Source organism: Gordonia desulfuricans NBRC 100010 (assembly GCF_001485495.1).
GTDB classification, from domain to species: domain Bacteria; phylum Actinomycetota; class Actinomycetes; order Mycobacteriales; family Mycobacteriaceae; genus Gordonia; species Gordonia desulfuricans.
The window spans coordinates 1-16690 of sequence record NZ_BCNF01000151.1; the positions used below are offsets into that span (position 1 = coordinate 1).

17 protein-coding genes and 1 pseudogene are annotated in these 16690 nt (G+C 62.0%); 6 read left to right on the forward strand and 12 right to left on the reverse strand.

Features of this window, described 5'->3' with window-relative positions:
• Nucleotides 1-70: 70 nt before the first annotated feature.
• Nucleotides 71-403, reverse strand: coding sequence for a helix-turn-helix domain-containing protein (locus GD1_RS21300; protein ID WP_059039473.1), 333 nt, complete (start codon nucleotides 401-403; stop codon nucleotides 71-73).
• On the reverse strand, nucleotides 400-1506 hold the full coding sequence (locus GD1_RS21305; RefSeq protein WP_059039483.1) for a tyrosine-type recombinase/integrase: 1107 nt from the start codon (nucleotides 1504-1506) through the stop codon (nucleotides 400-402). The genes GD1_RS21300 and GD1_RS21305 overlap by 4 nt, the downstream gene beginning before the upstream one ends.
• A 425-nt stretch (nucleotides 1507-1931) precedes the next feature.
• Here GD1_RS21305 and GD1_RS21310 point away from each other — a divergent pair, with 425 nt between their 5' ends.
• From GD1_RS21310 to GD1_RS21320, 4 genes and pseudogenes are all read left to right on the forward strand, one after another.
• A complete protein-coding gene (locus GD1_RS21310) occupies nucleotides 1932-2546 on the forward strand; it encodes a helix-turn-helix domain-containing protein (RefSeq protein ID WP_238404178.1) in 615 nt (204 codons plus the stop codon).
• Complete coding sequence (locus GD1_RS24840) at nucleotides 2539-3174, forward strand: B3/B4 domain-containing protein (protein WP_202927318.1); 636 nt, start codon at nucleotides 2539-2541, stop codon at nucleotides 3172-3174. The genes GD1_RS21310 and GD1_RS24840 overlap by 8 nt, the downstream gene beginning before the upstream one ends.
• A 98-nt stretch (nucleotides 3175-3272) precedes the next feature.
• Nucleotides 3273-3578, forward strand: a complete 306-nt coding sequence (locus GD1_RS24845) for a DMT family transporter (protein ID WP_059039474.1) — start codon at nucleotides 3273-3275, stop codon at nucleotides 3576-3578.
• Between the two features lie 97 nt (nucleotides 3579-3675).
• Nucleotides 3676-5190 (forward strand): annotated as a pseudogene (locus GD1_RS21320) (IS1634 family transposase).
• Between the two features lie 188 nt (nucleotides 5191-5378).
• Here the strand turns inward: GD1_RS21320 and GD1_RS21325 are convergent.
• From GD1_RS21325 to GD1_RS21360, 8 genes are all read right to left on the reverse strand, one after another.
• Nucleotides 5379-6233 carry an energy-coupling factor ABC transporter ATP-binding protein gene (locus tag GD1_RS21325; protein WP_059039475.1) on the reverse strand — a complete coding sequence of 285 codons (855 nt, stop codon included), beginning with the start codon at nucleotides 6231-6233 and terminating at the stop codon, nucleotides 5379-5381.
• The gene (cbiQ, locus tag GD1_RS21330; protein WP_059039476.1) at nucleotides 6230-6979 is read right to left on the reverse strand and encodes a cobalt ECF transporter T component CbiQ; all 750 of its coding nucleotides are present in this window, start codon (nucleotides 6977-6979) and stop codon (nucleotides 6230-6232) included. The genes GD1_RS21325 and cbiQ overlap by 4 nt, the downstream gene beginning before the upstream one ends.
• A complete protein-coding gene (locus GD1_RS21335) occupies nucleotides 6976-7347 on the reverse strand; it encodes an energy-coupling factor ABC transporter substrate-binding protein (RefSeq protein ID WP_054828162.1) in 372 nt (123 codons plus the stop codon). The genes cbiQ and GD1_RS21335 overlap by 4 nt, the downstream gene beginning before the upstream one ends.
• On the reverse strand, nucleotides 7337-8050 hold the full coding sequence (locus GD1_RS21340) for an energy-coupling factor ABC transporter permease (RefSeq protein WP_054828163.1): 714 nt from the start codon (nucleotides 8048-8050) through the stop codon (nucleotides 7337-7339). Before GD1_RS21340 ends, GD1_RS21335 begins: the two co-directional genes overlap by 11 nt.
• Before the next feature lie 43 nt (nucleotides 8051-8093).
• Nucleotides 8094-8546 (reverse strand): hypothetical protein, encoded by a 453-nt coding sequence (locus GD1_RS21345; RefSeq protein ID WP_059039477.1) that lies wholly within the window; start codon nucleotides 8544-8546, stop codon nucleotides 8094-8096.
• A gap of 93 nt (nucleotides 8547-8639) precedes the next feature.
• Nucleotides 8640-10346, reverse strand: coding sequence for a tubulin-like doman-containing protein (locus tag GD1_RS21350; RefSeq protein ID WP_054828165.1), 1707 nt, complete (start codon nucleotides 10344-10346; stop codon nucleotides 8640-8642).
• 22 nt (nucleotides 10347-10368) lie between these two features.
• Complete coding sequence (locus GD1_RS21355) at nucleotides 10369-10722, reverse strand: hypothetical protein (RefSeq protein ID WP_231783642.1); 354 nt, start codon at nucleotides 10720-10722, stop codon at nucleotides 10369-10371.
• Nucleotides 10719-12275: an FtsZ/tubulin family protein gene (locus GD1_RS21360; protein WP_059039478.1), complete on the reverse strand. Its 1557-nt coding sequence runs from the start codon at nucleotides 12273-12275 to the stop codon at nucleotides 10719-10721. Before GD1_RS21360 ends, GD1_RS21355 begins: the two co-directional genes overlap by 4 nt.
• Before the next feature lie 311 nt (nucleotides 12276-12586).
• On the opposite strand from GD1_RS21360, the gene GD1_RS21365 reads away from it, so the two are divergent.
• Entirely contained in the window at nucleotides 12587-13081 is a 495-nt protein-coding gene (locus GD1_RS21365; RefSeq protein WP_238404176.1) for a MarR family winged helix-turn-helix transcriptional regulator, read from the forward strand.
• Between the two features lie 23 nt (nucleotides 13082-13104).
• Here the strand turns inward: GD1_RS21365 and GD1_RS21370 are convergent, their stop codons facing one another.
• Complete coding sequence (locus GD1_RS21370; protein ID WP_059039480.1) at nucleotides 13105-14184, reverse strand: substrate-binding domain-containing protein; 1080 nt, start codon at nucleotides 14182-14184, stop codon at nucleotides 13105-13107.
• A gap of 159 nt (nucleotides 14185-14343) precedes the next feature.
• A complete protein-coding gene (locus GD1_RS21375) occupies nucleotides 14344-15381 on the reverse strand; it encodes an aliphatic amidase (RefSeq protein WP_059039481.1) in 1038 nt (345 codons plus the stop codon).
• Nucleotides 15382-15605: 224 nt separating this feature from the next.
• Here GD1_RS21375 and GD1_RS21380 point away from each other — a divergent pair, with 224 nt between their 5' ends.
• Nucleotides 15606-16571: an AAA family ATPase gene (locus GD1_RS21380; protein WP_307190365.1), complete on the forward strand. Its 966-nt coding sequence runs from the start codon at nucleotides 15606-15608 to the stop codon at nucleotides 16569-16571.
• Nucleotides 16572-16690: the final 119 nt, after the last annotated feature.

Here is a 16690-nt window from a genome sequence, read left to right on the forward strand (position 1 = left end):
CCCGCGTGTACCGGCCGATAGGGGACTAGGCCGTCAGGTTCCATCCTGTACTCACCTCATTGCGTAGCTGCTACTCGTCGAGAATGTTGGCCCGCCGCGGACGCACTGCGCGGTCCAACCGCACAACGTTCGGGCCGGCATTGGCGGCTCGGTGGTGCTCGCGATCATTGACGGCGGTGACTGTGAGAAGGGCGTCTGGGCCGCACCCGAAGATGTCGCACAACGCCGACATCAACTGCAACGACACCCGCTCAGGTCGCTGGTTGACCAGCCGATAGACCTGAGGGCGGGACAACGTGATGTCGCGTTCGGCGAGCAAGGGGATCAAGTCCGTGGTCGTGTTCATTCCGCGCGCAGCCATCAACTCCGCCAGCCGCCACGTGTAATCGACCTTGCGTTTCATTCGGGAGTGCCCTTCGTCGTGCTGTCCAATGCCTCTGTCACCGTCCGGTCCAACGCCGATCTCAACGTCGACCGCCGAAAGTCGTCCGAGGTGAACTGATAGATCCCCGTCGTCGAGGCGTACTCATGTCCCATCTGGTCCTGCACAAACCGGGGATCCCACCCATCCTCGAGTAGATGTGTGGCGTACGACCGCCGAAACGAATGCAGATCCACTCCGTCTGGAATTTCGAGATCAACGCAGTAGCGGCGTACACGACGAAGGAGCGTCGACTCCACCACCAGGCCGCCTCGTTCGCTGCAGAACAGATCAAGGCTGTCGGGATCGCCTCGGCCGTTGGCGATCCAATCCTCGATGATAGGAGGCGTCCAGCGCCACACCGTCAACACCGAACGGGGTTTCGGCGGTGATCCGCGGAACGCCTTGCCGTAGCGGACCTTGCACACCCCGAACTTTCCGAACTCGCGAGCATGAGGATTGCGGGCGAAGTCCACCAGCTGCAGGTGAGTCAGCTCGTTGAACCGCAAGCCGTAGGCATACGCGACCTTCATCATCGCGGCATCCCGATAGGCCGCCTGCCAGCCTTTTCTGCTGGTCGCACCGATCCGAGCGACTTCGTCGTCCGCGTATTCGAACAGGGCCTGAAGCTCGTCCTTGGTGTAGGGGCGCTTGCTCGGCCGTCCGTCATACTCCTGGACGTGGCTTGCGATGTTCCATGCGGTAAAGATCTGGGCCGGGTAGGCGCCGAACAGTTGCTCACAGACGCGGTCCCACCCATAGTCGGGGTTGCTGATGTAGGTGCAGAATGCACGCAGCGTGCCGTGGTATCCACGCAACGTTGAGTGCGTCACGTGACGAATCGACCGAAGGTCGGCGGAGAACTCCTCAACCATCGCCGGTGTCCAGTTCCACGGCTCCTCGTTGCTGTGCTCGATGGACCTCTGCACGCAGCGGACTCGCCGATCGATTGTTGAGAACTGCAAGTTCCTGGACAACTGCTGGTTCCGCCACCCGTCGAGCATCAGCTCGACAACACGTTCCTCGGGCCGCAGGAGCGGCACAGACTCGACCAGATGTACTCGGCCAACCTCGTCGATCTGCATCGGAACCTCCACCAGAATCGGTTTCATCTGATGATTCAATGATGCATCTAATGAGATAGTAGGTCAATACCCGCAGGTCAATTGGGTGACGCAATCCATCAAGCCTTGGGTCGGCGCGGCTGAAGCTCGCCCAACCCTCGGGCCTCGACATTGCTGAACAGGCCTGTATGCGCAGGTCGCGGCGCCATGAGATGAGGCACGATCCACCCGGCGAGGCGAATCCGGGATGATTCATCTGATGCAATACGCAGGGTTGTACTGGTAATAACGCACGTTATCGGCTTGATATGGCGCGAAATGGGTACAGTTTGGCGTGAGTGGTTACGGATTACCCGTCACGTGACGCAACATTGCCCAGGGCTTGGACAGGCTACTGCTGAAACTTGTCGCCGGTGGAAAGTCCGCTGCCCACATAGTGCACTATGATGCACTATGTGGATGTAGGTGCGGAGTCCCTGGCCCGCGCTATTGGCGCGCGGGTGAGGCAGGAGCGTAAGTCTCGGGGTTGGACGCTGGATCAGCTCGCGACAGTAGCTGGCGTGAGCCGGCGGATGTTGGTGAATGTCGAGCAAGGTGCGGTCAACGCGAGTGTCGCGACTCTGTTGAGACTGTCCGATGCGCTTGGGGTCGGTTTGCCGGCTCTGGTTGAGCCCCCGGTCCCGCGTACGGCGAAAGTCACTCGTGCCGACCAGGGGGCGGTGCTGTGGACAGGTACCGCAGGTGGACGAGGTGTTCTGGTGGCTGGTACCGCGCCGCCTGATGTGGTTGAGCTGTGGGATTGGTTGCTCGGGCCCGGTGAGCGCCATGACAGCGAGGCCCATCGGAAGGGCACTCGTGAGCTTTTGCAGGTGCAGCAAGGAACCCTCGTGGTCGAGGTCGGTCCAGAGCGCTATGACCTCAGAGTCGGCGATGCGTTGTCCTTTCATGGCGATGCCGTCCACGCCTACGTGAATGCCACCGATGTCAGTGCCCGGTTCTCGCTCACGGTGTTCGAGCCAACTGTGGGCGCTACTCACCGAACGGAGTTCCCCGATGCCTGAGGTCGTGACCCCCGAGTCATTTCTGGCCGCCTGCTCTGTAGGACCGGAGGTGTTCGAGTTGCGCCCGGACTATCGTGCGTTGCTGCTCATCATCGATGGTCTCACCCCAGATATCTCCGGCGCGGGAAGCGCTGCCGTCGATGCGCTCGTATTAGCAGCCGAGACCTACGCTCACAATCTGATGGCGGAGTGCCCCCTGGACGAGCAGCCGCATATCGCGTCGTGGCGGGAGGCGTATCGGGCATTCGGGGCCAAGCCGCAGCGCACCCGCAACAGCCTCGAAGCCCTTACCCGCCGCGCTGAGAAGGGGCTGCCACGGGTGAACGCGATCACCGACATCTACAACGCGATCTCCGTGATGCACCAGATTCCGATCGGCGGCGAGGACTACGATCGCTACCACGGTCCTGCCCGGGTTGATCCGTGCCGGCGGCGACGAGTCGTTCGACTCAATTGTAAACGGCGAGACCGTGATCGAGCACCCCGAGCCCGGCGAGGTGGTCTGGTGCGACACCGACGGCGTGACGTGCCGGCGATGGAACTGGCGGCAGTGCCGACGCACAAGCCTCACAGCCGAAACACGGGCAGCATTCTTAATTCTCGACGCCCTCACCCCTGTCACCGATGACGCGCTCTACGCCGCCGGCCATGCGCTGCCCAGGTCTCGAAACGCCTGGTGGCCAGATGATCCAGCGACGCGCATGGTCAGGATCACCGCGGTGGGCCATGGCGGTTGCGGCGATGTTATCGGTGCAGGTATCGATCGCGTTGTCGGTGCCGGTGATCGATCAGGTCGGCCCGTCCGGTACTGCCTGGTTGCGCATGTGCTTCGGGATCGAGTTCCTGTGGCTCATCGCCCGCCCTGCGATCGTTTCATTGCGCCTGAAAGATCTTCCCGCACTGCTGATTCTCGGTGTGGTCACGGGTTTCATGACCACGTTCTTCCTCGCTGCAATCGACCGCATCCCGCTCGGCACCGCCGTCGCGATCGAGTTCCTTGGCCCCCTCACCGTCGCCGGTATTGCGACCTGACTTAGCTCATTTTCGTCTGTTTCGCGGTTTGCGGGGCTGTGACCTGGGGTGTTGGGTTCGGAGGTGGACACTAACCGGCGGTGCTTAGGCTGGTCATGTGGCGTTCGTGCGGACGGTGAAGACGAAGTCGGGGGCAACGGCTGTCCAGATTGTGTACTCGAATCGTGGTGGGGCGCGCAGGATCGAGCACATCGGATCTGGTCATGACGAACAGGAGGTCGCCGCGTTGAAAGCGGCGGCTGCTGCGCGGCTGTCGCAGGGGCAGCAGCAACTGGACCTGGGGATCGCCGCCGTCGATGGGGCTGGGCCACTACCGATCACCAGTTCGCGGATGGCGGTGCTGGTCGATGCGTTGCTGAGAATCTATGACGAACTCGGATTCACCGAGAAGACGTACGGCGACAACGTGTTTCGTGATCTCGTACTGGCCAGGATCATCGAGCCGACGAGCAAACTCGATTCGCTGCGGGTCCTGGATGAAGCGGGAGTGAATGCACCGTCGTATGCGACGGTCACGCGCCACCTGCGCATGTTTGCCGAGCCGCGGTGGCAGCGTGAGCTGTCGCGGGCGTGCGCCGAGCACGCCCGCCTCGGGCCGGCGACGCTGTGTTTGTATGACGTGACGACCCTGTACTTCGAGACCGACAAGGCCGACGGGTTTCGCGAACCGGGGTTCTCCAAGGAACGGCGCCTGGAACCGCAGATCACGGTCGGGTTGTTGACCGACGCGTCGGGGTTTCCGTTGATGATGGAAGCGTTCGAAGGAAACCGGGCCGAGACATTGACGATGATGCCGACGCTGACCGCCTTCATGACCGCCCACAAGCTCACCGATGTGACCGTGGTGGCCGATGCCGGCATGATCTCGACGGACAATATGAAAGCCATCGAGGATGCCGATCTGACGTTCATTCTGGGGGAGAAGATCCCGACGGTCCCCTATCTGATCAGCAAGTGGCACAAAGACAATCCCGGATCGACACCGCCGGACGGGTAGACCTTGACCCAACGCAAACCGGCGAACTCGAAGACCAGCTACCGCAGGGACCGGGTGGTGTACTACCGCTACAGTGCTGATCGTGCCCGACGCAGCCTGCGGGGCATCACCGAGCAGTTGGAGAGGGCGGAAAAGGCTGTGGCAGGCAAGATCCCGGTCAAGCGTAACCGGTTCGTCACCCTGACCGGCGCGGACAAGAGTGTCAACACTGCGTTGGCTAAGAAGGCCAAGACCCTCGCGGGATGGAAGGCGTATGCGACGAACATCGACTCTCCAACACCGGATTTCGTGATCGGCTCGTACCACCAGCTGTGGCGCATCGAGAAGAGCTTCCGCATGTCGAAATCTGATCTGGCCGCCCGCCCGATCTTCCACCACCTCGAGGGATCGATCCGGGCGCACCTGACGATCGTGTTCGCCGCACTCGCGATCACCCGGATCGTCGAAGCCCGCACCGGATGGTCGATCAAGACGTTCGTCACCACCGCACGCCGCTACCGCACCATCGAGATCCAAGCCGCCGGTCAGACCGTCACCGCCGCAGATCCGCTCCCCGACGACCTGGCTCAGGCTCTGCGCGACCTCGCCCCAGACGTGGACACCAATTTGAGCTAAGTCAGGACCGCCGTCGCGATCGAGTTCCTTGGCCCCCTCACTGTCGCCGGTATTGCGAGCACGCAGCGCAAAGCCCTCCTATGGCCACTCCTGGCTCTTGTCGGCGTGGTTTTGTGCCTCAGATCCACTACCCGAGGACCTGCGACAAGCAATCACCGCAAGCGGAACGTGCACAGGCTGCGGCGCCGTCAGACCCGTCCGCCGTGGCGTAATGCGTGCGCAGCGATAGACGCATGCACCTCAGAGACATTACGCGGGCGCAGTGATTGCGGGAGGAATCCGTCTCGTGCTAGCTTTGCGGCGAGTTCCAGCGACCATGGCGCCGCGAGCCGGGCGGCCGCAAGGAGCGAGGCATTGCCGAGCAGTTCGCCGGGATCGCCTTGGCGGACTGTGCCGCCCTCAACGATCGCTACTGACGACGCCCAATCCAACGCCAGAGCAGCGTCGTGGGTGGAGAGGACCACCGTGGTGCGACTTTCCTCGAGCCGTTCAAGTGCCTGGAACATCTCGGCCACCCCGGCAGGGTCCAGGCCGGCAGTGGGTTCATCGAGGAGCAGCACACAGGGCCGCATCGCCATCGCGCCGGCAATCGTGACGCGTTTGCGTTCCCCGTAGGACAGTTCATGTGCCGGCCGGTCGGCCAGGTCGGTGAGCGACAGCAGCCGCATCGCCTCGTCGACCCGCTCTAGGATCTCGTCGGTGTTCAATCCCAGATTCGCTGGCCCGAAGGCGATGTCGTGTCTGACATCCGCCGAGAACAGCTGATCATCCGGGTTCTGCAGAACCAACTGCACATTCTGACGGTGAGTACGCAGCCCTGCCCTACCGTACTTGATAGGGGTGTGGTCAAGACTGACCGTCCCGCGCGACGGCCGCAGCGATCCGGCCAGTATTCGGAGCAGCGTTGTCTTTCCCGATCCGTTGGCACCCAGCAGTGCCACGCGTGAGCGCGGTGCCATCTCGATATCGACGTCGATCAGCGTATCGCTCGCACCGTGATAGGCGAACGCCACATGTTCGGCGCTCAGCGATCTATGGCTCATGCCATCTCCCACGAAACTGTTAGTGCGACAACACCAATAAGAACGGATACCGAGCCGAAGATGAATTGTCGGCTCACCGGCTGCCGATACAGAACCGGCATACCGATACCCTGGTCGCGACCCGCCAATCCGGTCTCCAGCCGTTGTGCCTGAGTCCAAGACCGGATCAGCACGGCCGCGGTCAGGAGGCCCACTGAGTTGAGTGATCGTCGAAATCCCGCATAGCCCAGTCGCGCGACCTGCGCCTGCCGGATCGTTGCCAGCGACTCCACCAGCACGAACACCATGCGATACATGATTCCGATGACGTCAACACAGGCCGCCGGGAGCCCCGCCCGCCGTAGGGCCGTCGTCAACGTGGTCATCGGTGTCGTGGAGGCAAAGACGAGCATCGCCAGTGATGCCGTCATCGCACGCAGTGCGAGTTCAGCTGCACCCAAAGCCGTGTGCGCAGTCATTGATATCGTCAGAGCGCCGAAATCGATCGATACCGCAGTCGACAGCGCCGCGATCGCAATAAATGCCGCAGGTCCTCGGGCGGTACGGAGCACGTGCGCAAACGGAACCCCGGCTCGTCGCGCGGCGATCAGGGTCACCACGATCAACAGTGGCGCCGCCGGAACCGGGGCAAGCACCACCGCACATCCGACGATCCCGCCGAAGAGAATGACCTTCTCTGCGACCGGCCGGCGGCGCCACGTCGACCTCCACGCAACGCTATCGATCGCGGCGGTGCCAGCACTCATGTCCGGTCACCCTCGCCAGCGCTCGCGGCCATAGCGTCGACGTCACCGGCCAGTGCGATCGCCTCACGTTCGGAGCGCCTACGCTGCCACATCGCCCCGAGCGCAAAGCCGAACACTCCCGCACCGAGCGCAGCCTGCAGCGCGAACAGTCCTGATTCGATCTCACCGGACCCGGGGGTGAAGACCGGCGAGAACCATGGCTTGTAGTCGGAATGGTTCTCCTCGATGTGCTCGGTGGCCAGGGAATCGCTACCGACGAACGCCTCATCCTCCGGGGCGTTCCGATTGAGAAACATCGACAGAGCGAAGATCACGACAATCGCACCGATGATCAGTGCGGTGACCAGAACATTCTTGTTACGCGACATGGATGGTCTCCTTGGCTGGGGCTGCGCTGTCTTGTGCGGTGCGGTCGGTCAATACTCCCAGACGCAGCAATTCCGGCCGCGCCACCTTCCGCAGGACGTTGAAAATCAGGACCCCGACGAGGCCCTCGATGACAGCCAGTGGAATCTGAGTAACGGCGAAGACACCAAGGAACTTCACCACCGAACCGATCACACCGCCGGTCGCATCGGGGAAGGCAATGCCGAGCTGAACAGAGGTAACGCAGTATGTCGAGAGATTCGCGATCGCCATTGCGAAGAAGATCCCGACACTAAAGGGTGCCTTCGTCTTTCGGCTCAACTGCCACACCACGTATCCGGCCCACGGACCAACAATGGCCATCGAAAACGCGTTGGCACCCAAGGTGGTGATACCGCCGTGTGCAAGCAGCAGCGCCTGAAACAGGAGTACCACCGTTCCCAGGAAGGCCATCACCGGCGGCCGAAAGAGCACCGCGCCCAACCCAGTTCCGGTGGGATGGCTCGAGCTACCTGTCACCGAGGGAAGTTTGATTGCGGACAGGACGAAGGTGAACGCCCCTGCCGCCCCGAGCAACAACCGCGATTCAGGATGCTCACGTACCTCGCGCACGACGGCCACGGCACCGTGTACAACGAACGGTGCGGCTACCGCCGCCCAACAGGCCGCCTGGACCGGCGGCAAGAAGCCTTCGGCAATATGCACTGGTTCATTCCTCTGCTGTATGAGACGGGTCAGTTACGAAAACTCATTCACCGTCATCCGATGGTCGGAGATAGTCCTCCACTTGTTTTTGCATCGACTGCACCATGTCGACGTCGACCCCGAGCACCGAACCAATCTCGGCGGCACTAAGTCCGTGAACATGCGCTGCCACATGTACGTTGCGTAAGTCGGTCGGCATCTCGAACAGCCGGCCGGCGAGCTCCTCCCAGGAACACTGCTGTGCTCGCCAGTCACCGTCCGGGTCGGCAATGAGAGGTTCGGCAAGGGCCGCGATACGCCCCGCATAAGGCAGTCCCTGGTAGCGAAACACCCGGGGCCGGGCCAGCATCGAGACCACCACCTGCATGGCCACCGCCTCCGCAACAGTCCGGTCCTCCAGCCGGTGGGTGACCATGTACCGCACCGAATCACGGGTGTCATTCAGGCGCAATATCCACGCTAAATAGTCGTCTTGCCAATCACTTTCGAAATCCACTGCCCTCCATGCACAAGAACCTCTGAGGCCGGGACCGGGCGGTCCGCTCGGTTGGTACACCCACACGCGCCGAGCGGACCGCCACCGGCCGGATTACGGCGTCGGCACCACCGTGGCGACCGAGGCTGCCATCACCTCGTTGGTGTACTCGACAGCGGTGGCCGGCAGTGCGGCGCCCGCCATCTCGTCGACACCGATACGGGTGTTCCACCCTGGAGATCCAGCAATCGCCTTACCCATCGTGGCCTCGAACTGATCCGATGGCTCCGAGAGCACGATGCCGAGTTCGAGCAGCCAGCTACTGAGGACGATCCGCTCACTGGCAGGGACCGCGTCATAGAGCTTCTTGGCTTCGGCGAATGCCGTCAGGTCGGCCTTCGCCACACCCGGAACGATGATGTTGGAGTACACCGTCAGCTCGTCGAAGAACTCGCCTTCGGTGGTCCGCAGCGAGCCGTCCTCACCCGGCAGCAGGTACTGCGACAGAGTCGATTCTAGCTTGGCCTGCAGGGTCGCATTCCACTTGGTGCGGGCCGCGAAGGTATGTGCTTCCACATACTCTGTCGCGAAGCCCTCGCGAATACCCATCCACTGCGGGACATACCCGATCCAGTCGCTGATCGCACTACGCCACTTGCTGATCGGCTCGCCCGGCAGTACCTCCACACCGGGATGCATGAGCTTGGCAACGTTGAACACGGTGAAGTTACGCGGCCCGAAACTGACTCGCTCATGTGGTGCACCGGTGAAACCGGCCGGACGCAGAACGCGGAAGATCTCGCGACCGTAGTCGTGAACGACGTAGCGGGCGAACGAGTCGTCGACGAACTTGTTCGTGACGTGCAACGCCTGCTGATGCCGGATCTCGGGGAGCACACCCTTCTTGATTGTGGTGTACCGGTACAGACGCTCCCACGACTGCTCCTGGGTGACCGCCAGGAATCCTCCGGTAAACGGATTCTTGTACATGTCACCCCACACCGAGGTGATCTTCTCGTTCTTCGTCTCATCGAGCATGCAGTCGATCTCGTTGAGCGTGGCGTAAACCGAAGCGCCACGCTGGTACTCAGGATCTCCCGAACACGGCATGAAGCCGACCCCGATGACCGGCACCCGACGGCCGAGCGCACCGGTGCTCAGGTGGCGGGCGAGGTCAACAACCATTCCGCTGCCCGTGCCGCCACCAACACCGAAGGCAACAAGAACCAGGCATGGCAGGCCGGTCTGGTCGATGCTGTCGGCAAATGCTTCCAGTTCGCTGTGGAGTGGGCGCTCGCCGTCGTAATACGCACGGCCATAGATCGCCTTCGCCAAGGAGCGGGACACATGCTCGTCGGAGGACGGGACCTCCAGTTGGCCGACGTAGTTCTTCTCGGTGGTCGGAGTCGTGGTGGCATCCAGCCACGACGCGAATCCGCTCTCGCCCTGGCCCTTCCAGCTGAACCGCGGGAACTCCCTGCCGAGGAACTCGGGAAAGCGCGCCATGCTCTGCTCGAGATCCGCGGCGTCAGGGATGTCCAGGGCCACAGTGCGAATCTGCGCGCGGTCCCGGGGAATCCCACGATCATCAAGGCGTGCGTAGAACGAGTCCGCGTACTGGCGCATCTGACGCATGTCGCCCTCGCCGATATCGATCGCCAACGCAGTGAAACGAGCGCGCGGATCGTCGAGCATGTCCTCGATCTCACCGGTCCGCAAGAGCGCATCGATGAGCTGGGCGCCGGCCTTACCGAGGCCGACAACATTGATACAGTGCGGCGCCTGTTTTCCGCTTGCACTGTGGTACATGGATAGTGCCATGGTGGTAGTCCAGCCTTTCTAGCTAGCTCAGGTATCCAAGGTCTTTGAGGATGGTTGCGGCGACCGTGGGGCGCTCGTCCGCAACCAACGTTCGGTACTTGTCGATGAATTTGTTGGCCTCGCGCGGGATTGCCCCCTGGTTAACCAGGTCAACACCTTTTTCCAAGTTGTAGCGGTGTAGTTCTGCGGTCCAGAGCCGGTGTTTGACGTAGATCCGCTCGTCGTCGGCTCCGCTGACGGTCACGGTTGCCCCACCCGGAAGGGTGTCGACCGCCGCGCCGTCCCGATACTTCTCGACGGCCTGATCCCAGTCCAGACCTGCTGGCTCCGTAGTCATCTCGGCCCCCGCGTGCTCGATGTCGGTTCCGGTGCTCACTTGGACAGCTCGAGTTGTTCAACCTCACCACGGATTGCTAAGTGCGGGACAACAACCCAGCACGCGCAGCCCAACAGGCATTCGCCACCGACTCCCTCGAATCGGGTTGAGGGCTCGCAGAGCAGCACACCGAGATCGAGCAGCCATGCGTGACGCATGAGCTTGGACTCCCAATCCAGCGCGTCGTAGGCCTCCCGCGCGGGCACGAACCAGCTCATGTCGAGCTTGCTCAGCCGCGGGATGAAGGCCGCGACCGTGGTGTCGCCCGAACCTGCGAAGGCCAGCGTGTTGGGTCCGACGACGGGATCGAGGGATTCAGACAACGACGCTGCGACTGCGCTGGCCGAATCCGCACCGAATGCGCGAACCTCGACGAATTCGACTGCTGCCGAGTCGGTCACCTCGCCGACCAGCGGAGTGCCGGCCGGACCAATACCCACTGCGAGCAAGTTGATCCAGCTGTCGGTCTGATCACCACGGGTGGCCGGGTGCCACGCGTCGGCCGGGACATTCATCCAGTTGAGCGCCTTGATCGACTCGTACAGGTGATCGCCTCCGTCACGCAAAACAAACTGCGCGATACCGGTGTCGATGGCCTTGTGCGCGGCGTCAAGGTCGCCGACCGCGTCGTACACCGCGTTCTGTGGTACACCGAAGAATCCAGCGGTAAAGGGGTTCTTGTAGAGGTCACCCCAGACGGTCATGACGCCCTTGTTCTTGTCGGCGTCCACCATGCAGTCGAGCTCATTGATGGCGATGAACGCGCGGCCGTCCTTGAGTTCGTCGGGGTCGGCGTCGGCGGGCAGCACGCACATGCCGGCAACCAGCGCGCGACGGCCCAACCGGATGTTGGATAGATGGCGGGCCAACTCGACGACGATGCCACTACCGGTTCCACCGACCAGTGAGAAGGCGATGATCACCAGTGGGGTCTTGTCGCTGGACATGATCCCGTCGGCGAAACGGTCAAGCGCTTGGGCAACCGCACCACCGGTGTAGTAGTCGACGCCGTAGAGGCCCTTGGACACCGCACGCGGGAAGTGGTCACCAGCCTCCGGCACCACGAGATCGTTGGGAAGCCACGGCTCGTAGTTGGGATTCCAGTAGTAGCGGGGGTACTCCTTCTTGAGAAATTCGCGGTAGCGTCGCAGTTCGCTGAACAGCGCCTCATTCTCCAGCGCGGGGAGGTCGACGACCTCCGCGCTGGCGAGATCGCCGGACAGTGCTGCCGACGCGGTGGTGACACCGGTCAATTCGGCATCACCGATGTCGATGGCCAGCCCACGGAACGGTGTTTCCGAACCGGCTGCAGCACCCCCGGGTGCGTACTCGCGCAGCATCGATTCGACGACGTTAGAACCGGTCTTGCCGATGCCCAGGACGTGAATAGAGAACGGTCCCTCGTGATCTCCGATGCGGTGAACGCCATCGGTGACCAACGCCTCAAGCCGTACCTTGTCGGTGCCGTACCCAGCGGACTCGCTGTCGCACGCCGCACCTTCATGGGCGTGGCTGTGCCCATGATCGTGATTGTGGTCGTGTGCTCCTGACACTTCATCTCCTTCAACGGTGGTCGCGAGCCTGCGGGTACCGCACAGCAGGGAGGGGCGGGTCTTTTCGACCGGACTCGCGGAGTTACTGCCTGAATGACAAGCCCCTGGCTCCCCCGCAACTGACAGTAGTGAAAGTACTGTCATTGTGAAGTATCTCAGTGTTAACAGTTCGTAACAGAAATATGCGAAACGACAACGATGTGGTTGAGGGGTAATCGTTGTGAACGCTAGTATGTGGGCATTGGGGGACTGGAGCGGCGGCCGCAGGCACTCATACTGCGCATACCCCGTACCAAGAGAAGGATGATCGGATGACCAATGTCCAGACCAGGCCGACGGGCGCCGCCGGCGCGGCCGAAGCAGACGTCCTACAGGTCTCACCCAGGCCACTGGCAGGGCGATTGAATTCATTGAGTCGGATGCTCTCACGCCGCATCGACCGGATTACGGCGCAGCACAATATGTCCGCCGATCACTGGTACGCACTCGACATCATCGTGCGCCAGGACGGCGTGGCGATGAATCACTTGGCACGAGCGTTGAGTGTCGCCGCACCCACCCTCACCAAATACGTGGACAAGCTGGCTGTGAACGCCTACGTCTTCCGGCTCGCCGACCCGGGTGATCGTCGCAAAGTACTGGTGCACGCCTCCAGCCGGGGTGCGAGCGTCCACCAGGAACTCCTCGGCACTATCGCTGCCACCGAAGCCGAGGCCTTGGGTATGTTCGCCGCACGCGACCGACAAGCGCTGGAACGCATGCTCAACCACTACGGCAAACAAGCAGAAGACTTCACGAGTCAGTAAACCGAGCGGCGCCCGCCGCTGATCTAGCCGACCGCGGCAATCTGTTCGAGGACATCGAATTCGAGCCCCCTGGCCTTCGCCATATACACGTCCTGAGCGAGATGGTGCCGACGGAAGCGGACATGCCCACGTGGACTGTCATAGTGAATGTCGGCTTGTGCCTGCACACTCAATTCAGACACATTCACCGACGCCGACCGCTCAACCAGTTCAGCCAGGAGCCGCACACCCTCGTAGCAAGACTCGCCCGGCGAGGCCAGCGGCGGCGCACTCGCACCGAAGCGCTCCATATACCGCCCACCGAACTCCAGACTGTGGCCGGTCCCCAAGGATTCAAAGAACCCCGACACGGAATAGAGTTCACGCGCAGCGCCCACACCGCCGGCCAGCAGCATATTCTCATCGATCAGCGGCCCGAGTCGAGGAAGATCGCGATCGAACCCACGTGCGGCGAACTGCCTGTTGAATGACACCGCATCCTGGCCCAGCAACAACACGAACACCCCGTCGGCGACGGAGCGCTCGATCTCATCGAGCACACCACTGAAATCGAGCTCGCCCAGCGGCGTGAAGTGCTCCCCGACGAGCCTGACACCTGAACCGTAGGCACCTGTCGTCGCCCACTTCCGCAAACGACCAGCCGTGCGTCGTGGCCACACATAGTCACTGCCGACGACAAACCAGGATGTGATGCCGTTCTCCCGACCCATCCATTGCAGCGCAGGCACAATCTGACGTTCGGGTACCTCCCCGGTGGTGAACACACCGGGTGACGATTCACCGCCCTCGTACACCGCCGTGTAGATGTAGGGCACTAGACCACCAACGGATCCCACGATCTCGCGACGCAGCGCCGAAGTATGCCAGCCGACCAGGGCTTCGACCTCACCGTTGGACACCCGTGCGGAGACGTCACGGGCCACGTCCCCAATGTCGGCGCCGCCATCGATGACGGTGGCGGTGACCTCGCAACCAAGAAGTCCGCCATGCTGATTGAGTTCGGCGATGGCCAGTTCGGCGCTGCTCAGGCACGACGGCCCGAAGATCCCCGCCGGACCACTCTCAGGTATGAGCAGACCGAGATTCATGCGTGGGTCAGACATCGAACACTCTCCCTACGCAGCGTGGATCGCCGATTACGTCTCATGATCTCAGCGCGCTATTACCTGGGTGTAAATCGCTCATGTGAGGTCACACACACGGAAAACAGATTCGATCCCGCCGGAACATGACGTGATTCCCCGGCGAGATCGATTCCGTCGCTATGCTTCTGCGGTCTTCTCGGTGGGCAGATCGTAGACCGGTGCGGACGCAACACCAATGGTCTGGCGGGTGATCGCCTCAACCCTTTCCCGGGTGGCCTCGGCGTCGGTCACCCAGTCACGGTAGAAGTCGAAGGGGCATTCGGCGATTCCCTTGTCACCGTCTCCTGCGTTGTAGACGCCGGTGTAGCCGCGGTGGAGCAGCTTGAACAGGTGGTTCTGCGACTGGTCATTGGCACGCGCATCCCGGATCGTCGAAAGCGACAGCTGCGCGTACTGAATCCCATAGTCTTCCTCCCCGCACTCCCCCAGCGTGCGCCCGTCAAATCCGACGATGGCGCTGTGGCCGAAGTACGAGTAGACCCCGTCGAAACCGGTCGCATTGGCCACTGCGACATAGCAGTTGTTGGCCCACGCCATCGTCTTTGACATCAGAACCTGCTGCTCCTTGGCCGGATACATGTAGCCCTGCGGGCGGACGATGAGCTCAGCACCCTTCATCGCGCAGTCCCGCCAGATCTCCGGGTAGTTGCCGTCGTCGCAGACGATGAGCGAGATTTTCATGCCCTTCGGGCCGTCAGTGACGTAGGTCTGCCCACCCGGGTACCAGCCCTCGATCGGAGTCCACGGCATGATCTTGCGATACTTCTGCACGATCTCGCCCTCGTCGTTGATCAGCACCAAGGTGTTGTAGGGCGGCTTGTTCGGGTGATCCTCATGCCGTTCACCGGTCAGAGAGAAGACTCCCCAGGTCTTTGCATCCCGACACGCCTTGGCGAAGATGTCGGTTTCATCGCCTGGCACCGTGGCGGCCGTCGCATACATCTCGTCGTTGTCGTACATGATGCCCATGGTGGAGTACTCGGGGAACACCACCAGATCCATACCCGGGAGGCCGGCCTTCATCCCAACAACCATATCCGCGATCTTGCGCGCGTTGTCGAGTACCTCCTCCTTGGTGTGCAGCCGCGGCATCTTGTAATTCACGACAGCAACGCCTACCGTGTCCGGGCTCGATGAGATGTCTCCGTGTCGCATGTTGGACCTCCATTCAGTTCGTCAACTCTCGCCAGCCTTTGCACGAGGTACTTTGATCGTAAAGTATTACAATCGACAGGGTCCAGCCATACCTGTTACACCTATGTTTCAAGGAGGATCGCTCGATGCAACCCGGACCACCCCCGAACTCGACCCCCAACCCGATGGGCTCCAGCCGGTTCAGGCTGGGACGGCTCCGATCACCACAGGAGCTGACTGCCGCATTGCAGTCACATATCGTCGGACAGGAGGCCGCTATTGAAGCGGCGGTGCGCGCATTGACGATTTCCGCCGCTGGGCTCCGTGACCCTAACCGTCCGATCGCCTCGCTACTGCTGGTCGGGCCGACCGGCGTGGGAAAGACCGAGCTCGCAAAACAACTCGCGCGTCAGGTCGCCGGCGATCCCGATAACCTCTGCCGAATAGACATGAATACCCTTGCACAAGAACACTACTCGGCATCACTCGCCGGTGCGCCGCCCGGATACGCCGGCGCAAAGGAAGGCCTGACTCTCTTTGACCCCGCCCTGATCGCAGGTAACCATTCCCGGCCGGGACTCGTACTCTTCGACGAGGTCGAGAAAGCGCACGCGACAGTCCTGCGGTCCTTACTGCAGATACTCGACAGCGGGGTCCTAAGGCTGTCGGCAGGCAACGAGACCATCGACTTCCGCAACGCGATTGTGTTATTCACCTCTAACCTCGGATCTGCCGAAGTAGCTGCTCACGAACGCCGGCACCGAGGCTCGTCGTCACTGCAGCGGCTCGCGGCACCATTCCGACCCGGCGCACGTCGCGACTCGCAGCAGATCGTTGCCGACGTCGTCGAGCAATTCTTCGACCCGGAGCTGTACAACCGCTTCGACGAGGTTGTGCAGTTCGCGCCGTTGACCCAGACCTCAGCGGCGAAGATCGTGGATCTCGAGCTCGCGCGCCTACGTAATCAGCTGTCTGCCATACACATCGATTGGATGCCAGATGACGACGTACGAAGTCTTCTGATCAACAAGGGATTTGATTCCACCTACGGGGCCAGACATATGAAACGTACCGTCCGGACTACGCTGTCGGCCCCGATCGCCGAAGCTGTCGTGACCGCTCCCGACGCAGACAACCGATCTCGCCACACACTGTCCACGACAGTGGCGCAGGGAGGAATCGTCGCCACCGTCACCCGGGCTGTGTCGTAGACACTGGAAGAGACCGACTGTGCGAATCACTGCTATTTGGGCACACCGCCGGGAATCACTGCTACCAGGCCGCCGACCGCTCCGACGGCGCCGCCCCTGTCAACGTAGATCGCAGCATA

Bases quoted from the DNA above. Each gene is read 5' to 3' on its own strand.
- GD1_RS21300 (WP_059039473.1), bottom strand. From the start codon at position 403: ATGAAACGCAAGGTCGATTACACGTGGCGGCTGGCGGAGTTGATGGCT.
- GD1_RS21305 (WP_059039483.1), bottom strand. From the start codon at position 1,506: ATGCAGATCGACGAGGTTGGCCGAGTACATCTGGTCGAGTCTGTGCCG.
- GD1_RS21310 (WP_238404178.1), top strand. From the start codon at position 1,932: ATGCACTATGTGGATGTAGGTGCGGAGTCCCTGGCCCGCGCTATTGGC.
- GD1_RS24840 (WP_202927318.1), top strand. From the start codon at position 2,539: ATGCCTGAGGTCGTGACCCCCGAGTCATTTCTGGCCGCCTGCTCTGTA.
- GD1_RS24845 (WP_059039474.1), top strand. From the start codon at position 3,273: ATGGCGGTTGCGGCGATGTTATCGGTGCAGGTATCGATCGCGTTGTCG.
- GD1_RS21325 (WP_059039475.1), bottom strand. From the start codon at position 6,233: ATGAGCCATAGATCGCTGAGCGCCGAACATGTGGCGTTCGCCTATCAC.
- cbiQ (WP_059039476.1), bottom strand. From the start codon at position 6,979: ATGAGTGCTGGCACCGCCGCGATCGATAGCGTTGCGTGGAGGTCGACG.
- GD1_RS21335 (WP_054828162.1), bottom strand. From the start codon at position 7,347: ATGTCGCGTAACAAGAATGTTCTGGTCACCGCACTGATCATCGGTGCG.
- GD1_RS21350 (WP_054828165.1), bottom strand. From the start codon at position 10,346: ATGGCACTATCCATGTACCACAGTGCAAGCGGAAAACAGGCGCCGCAC.
- GD1_RS21365 (WP_238404176.1), top strand. From the start codon at position 12,587: ATGACCAATGTCCAGACCAGGCCGACGGGCGCCGCCGGCGCGGCCGAA.
- GD1_RS21370 (WP_059039480.1), bottom strand. From the start codon at position 14,184: ATGTCTGACCCACGCATGAATCTCGGTCTGCTCATACCTGAGAGTGGT.
- GD1_RS21375 (WP_059039481.1), bottom strand. From the start codon at position 15,381: ATGCGACACGGAGACATCTCATCGAGCCCGGACACGGTAGGCGTTGCT.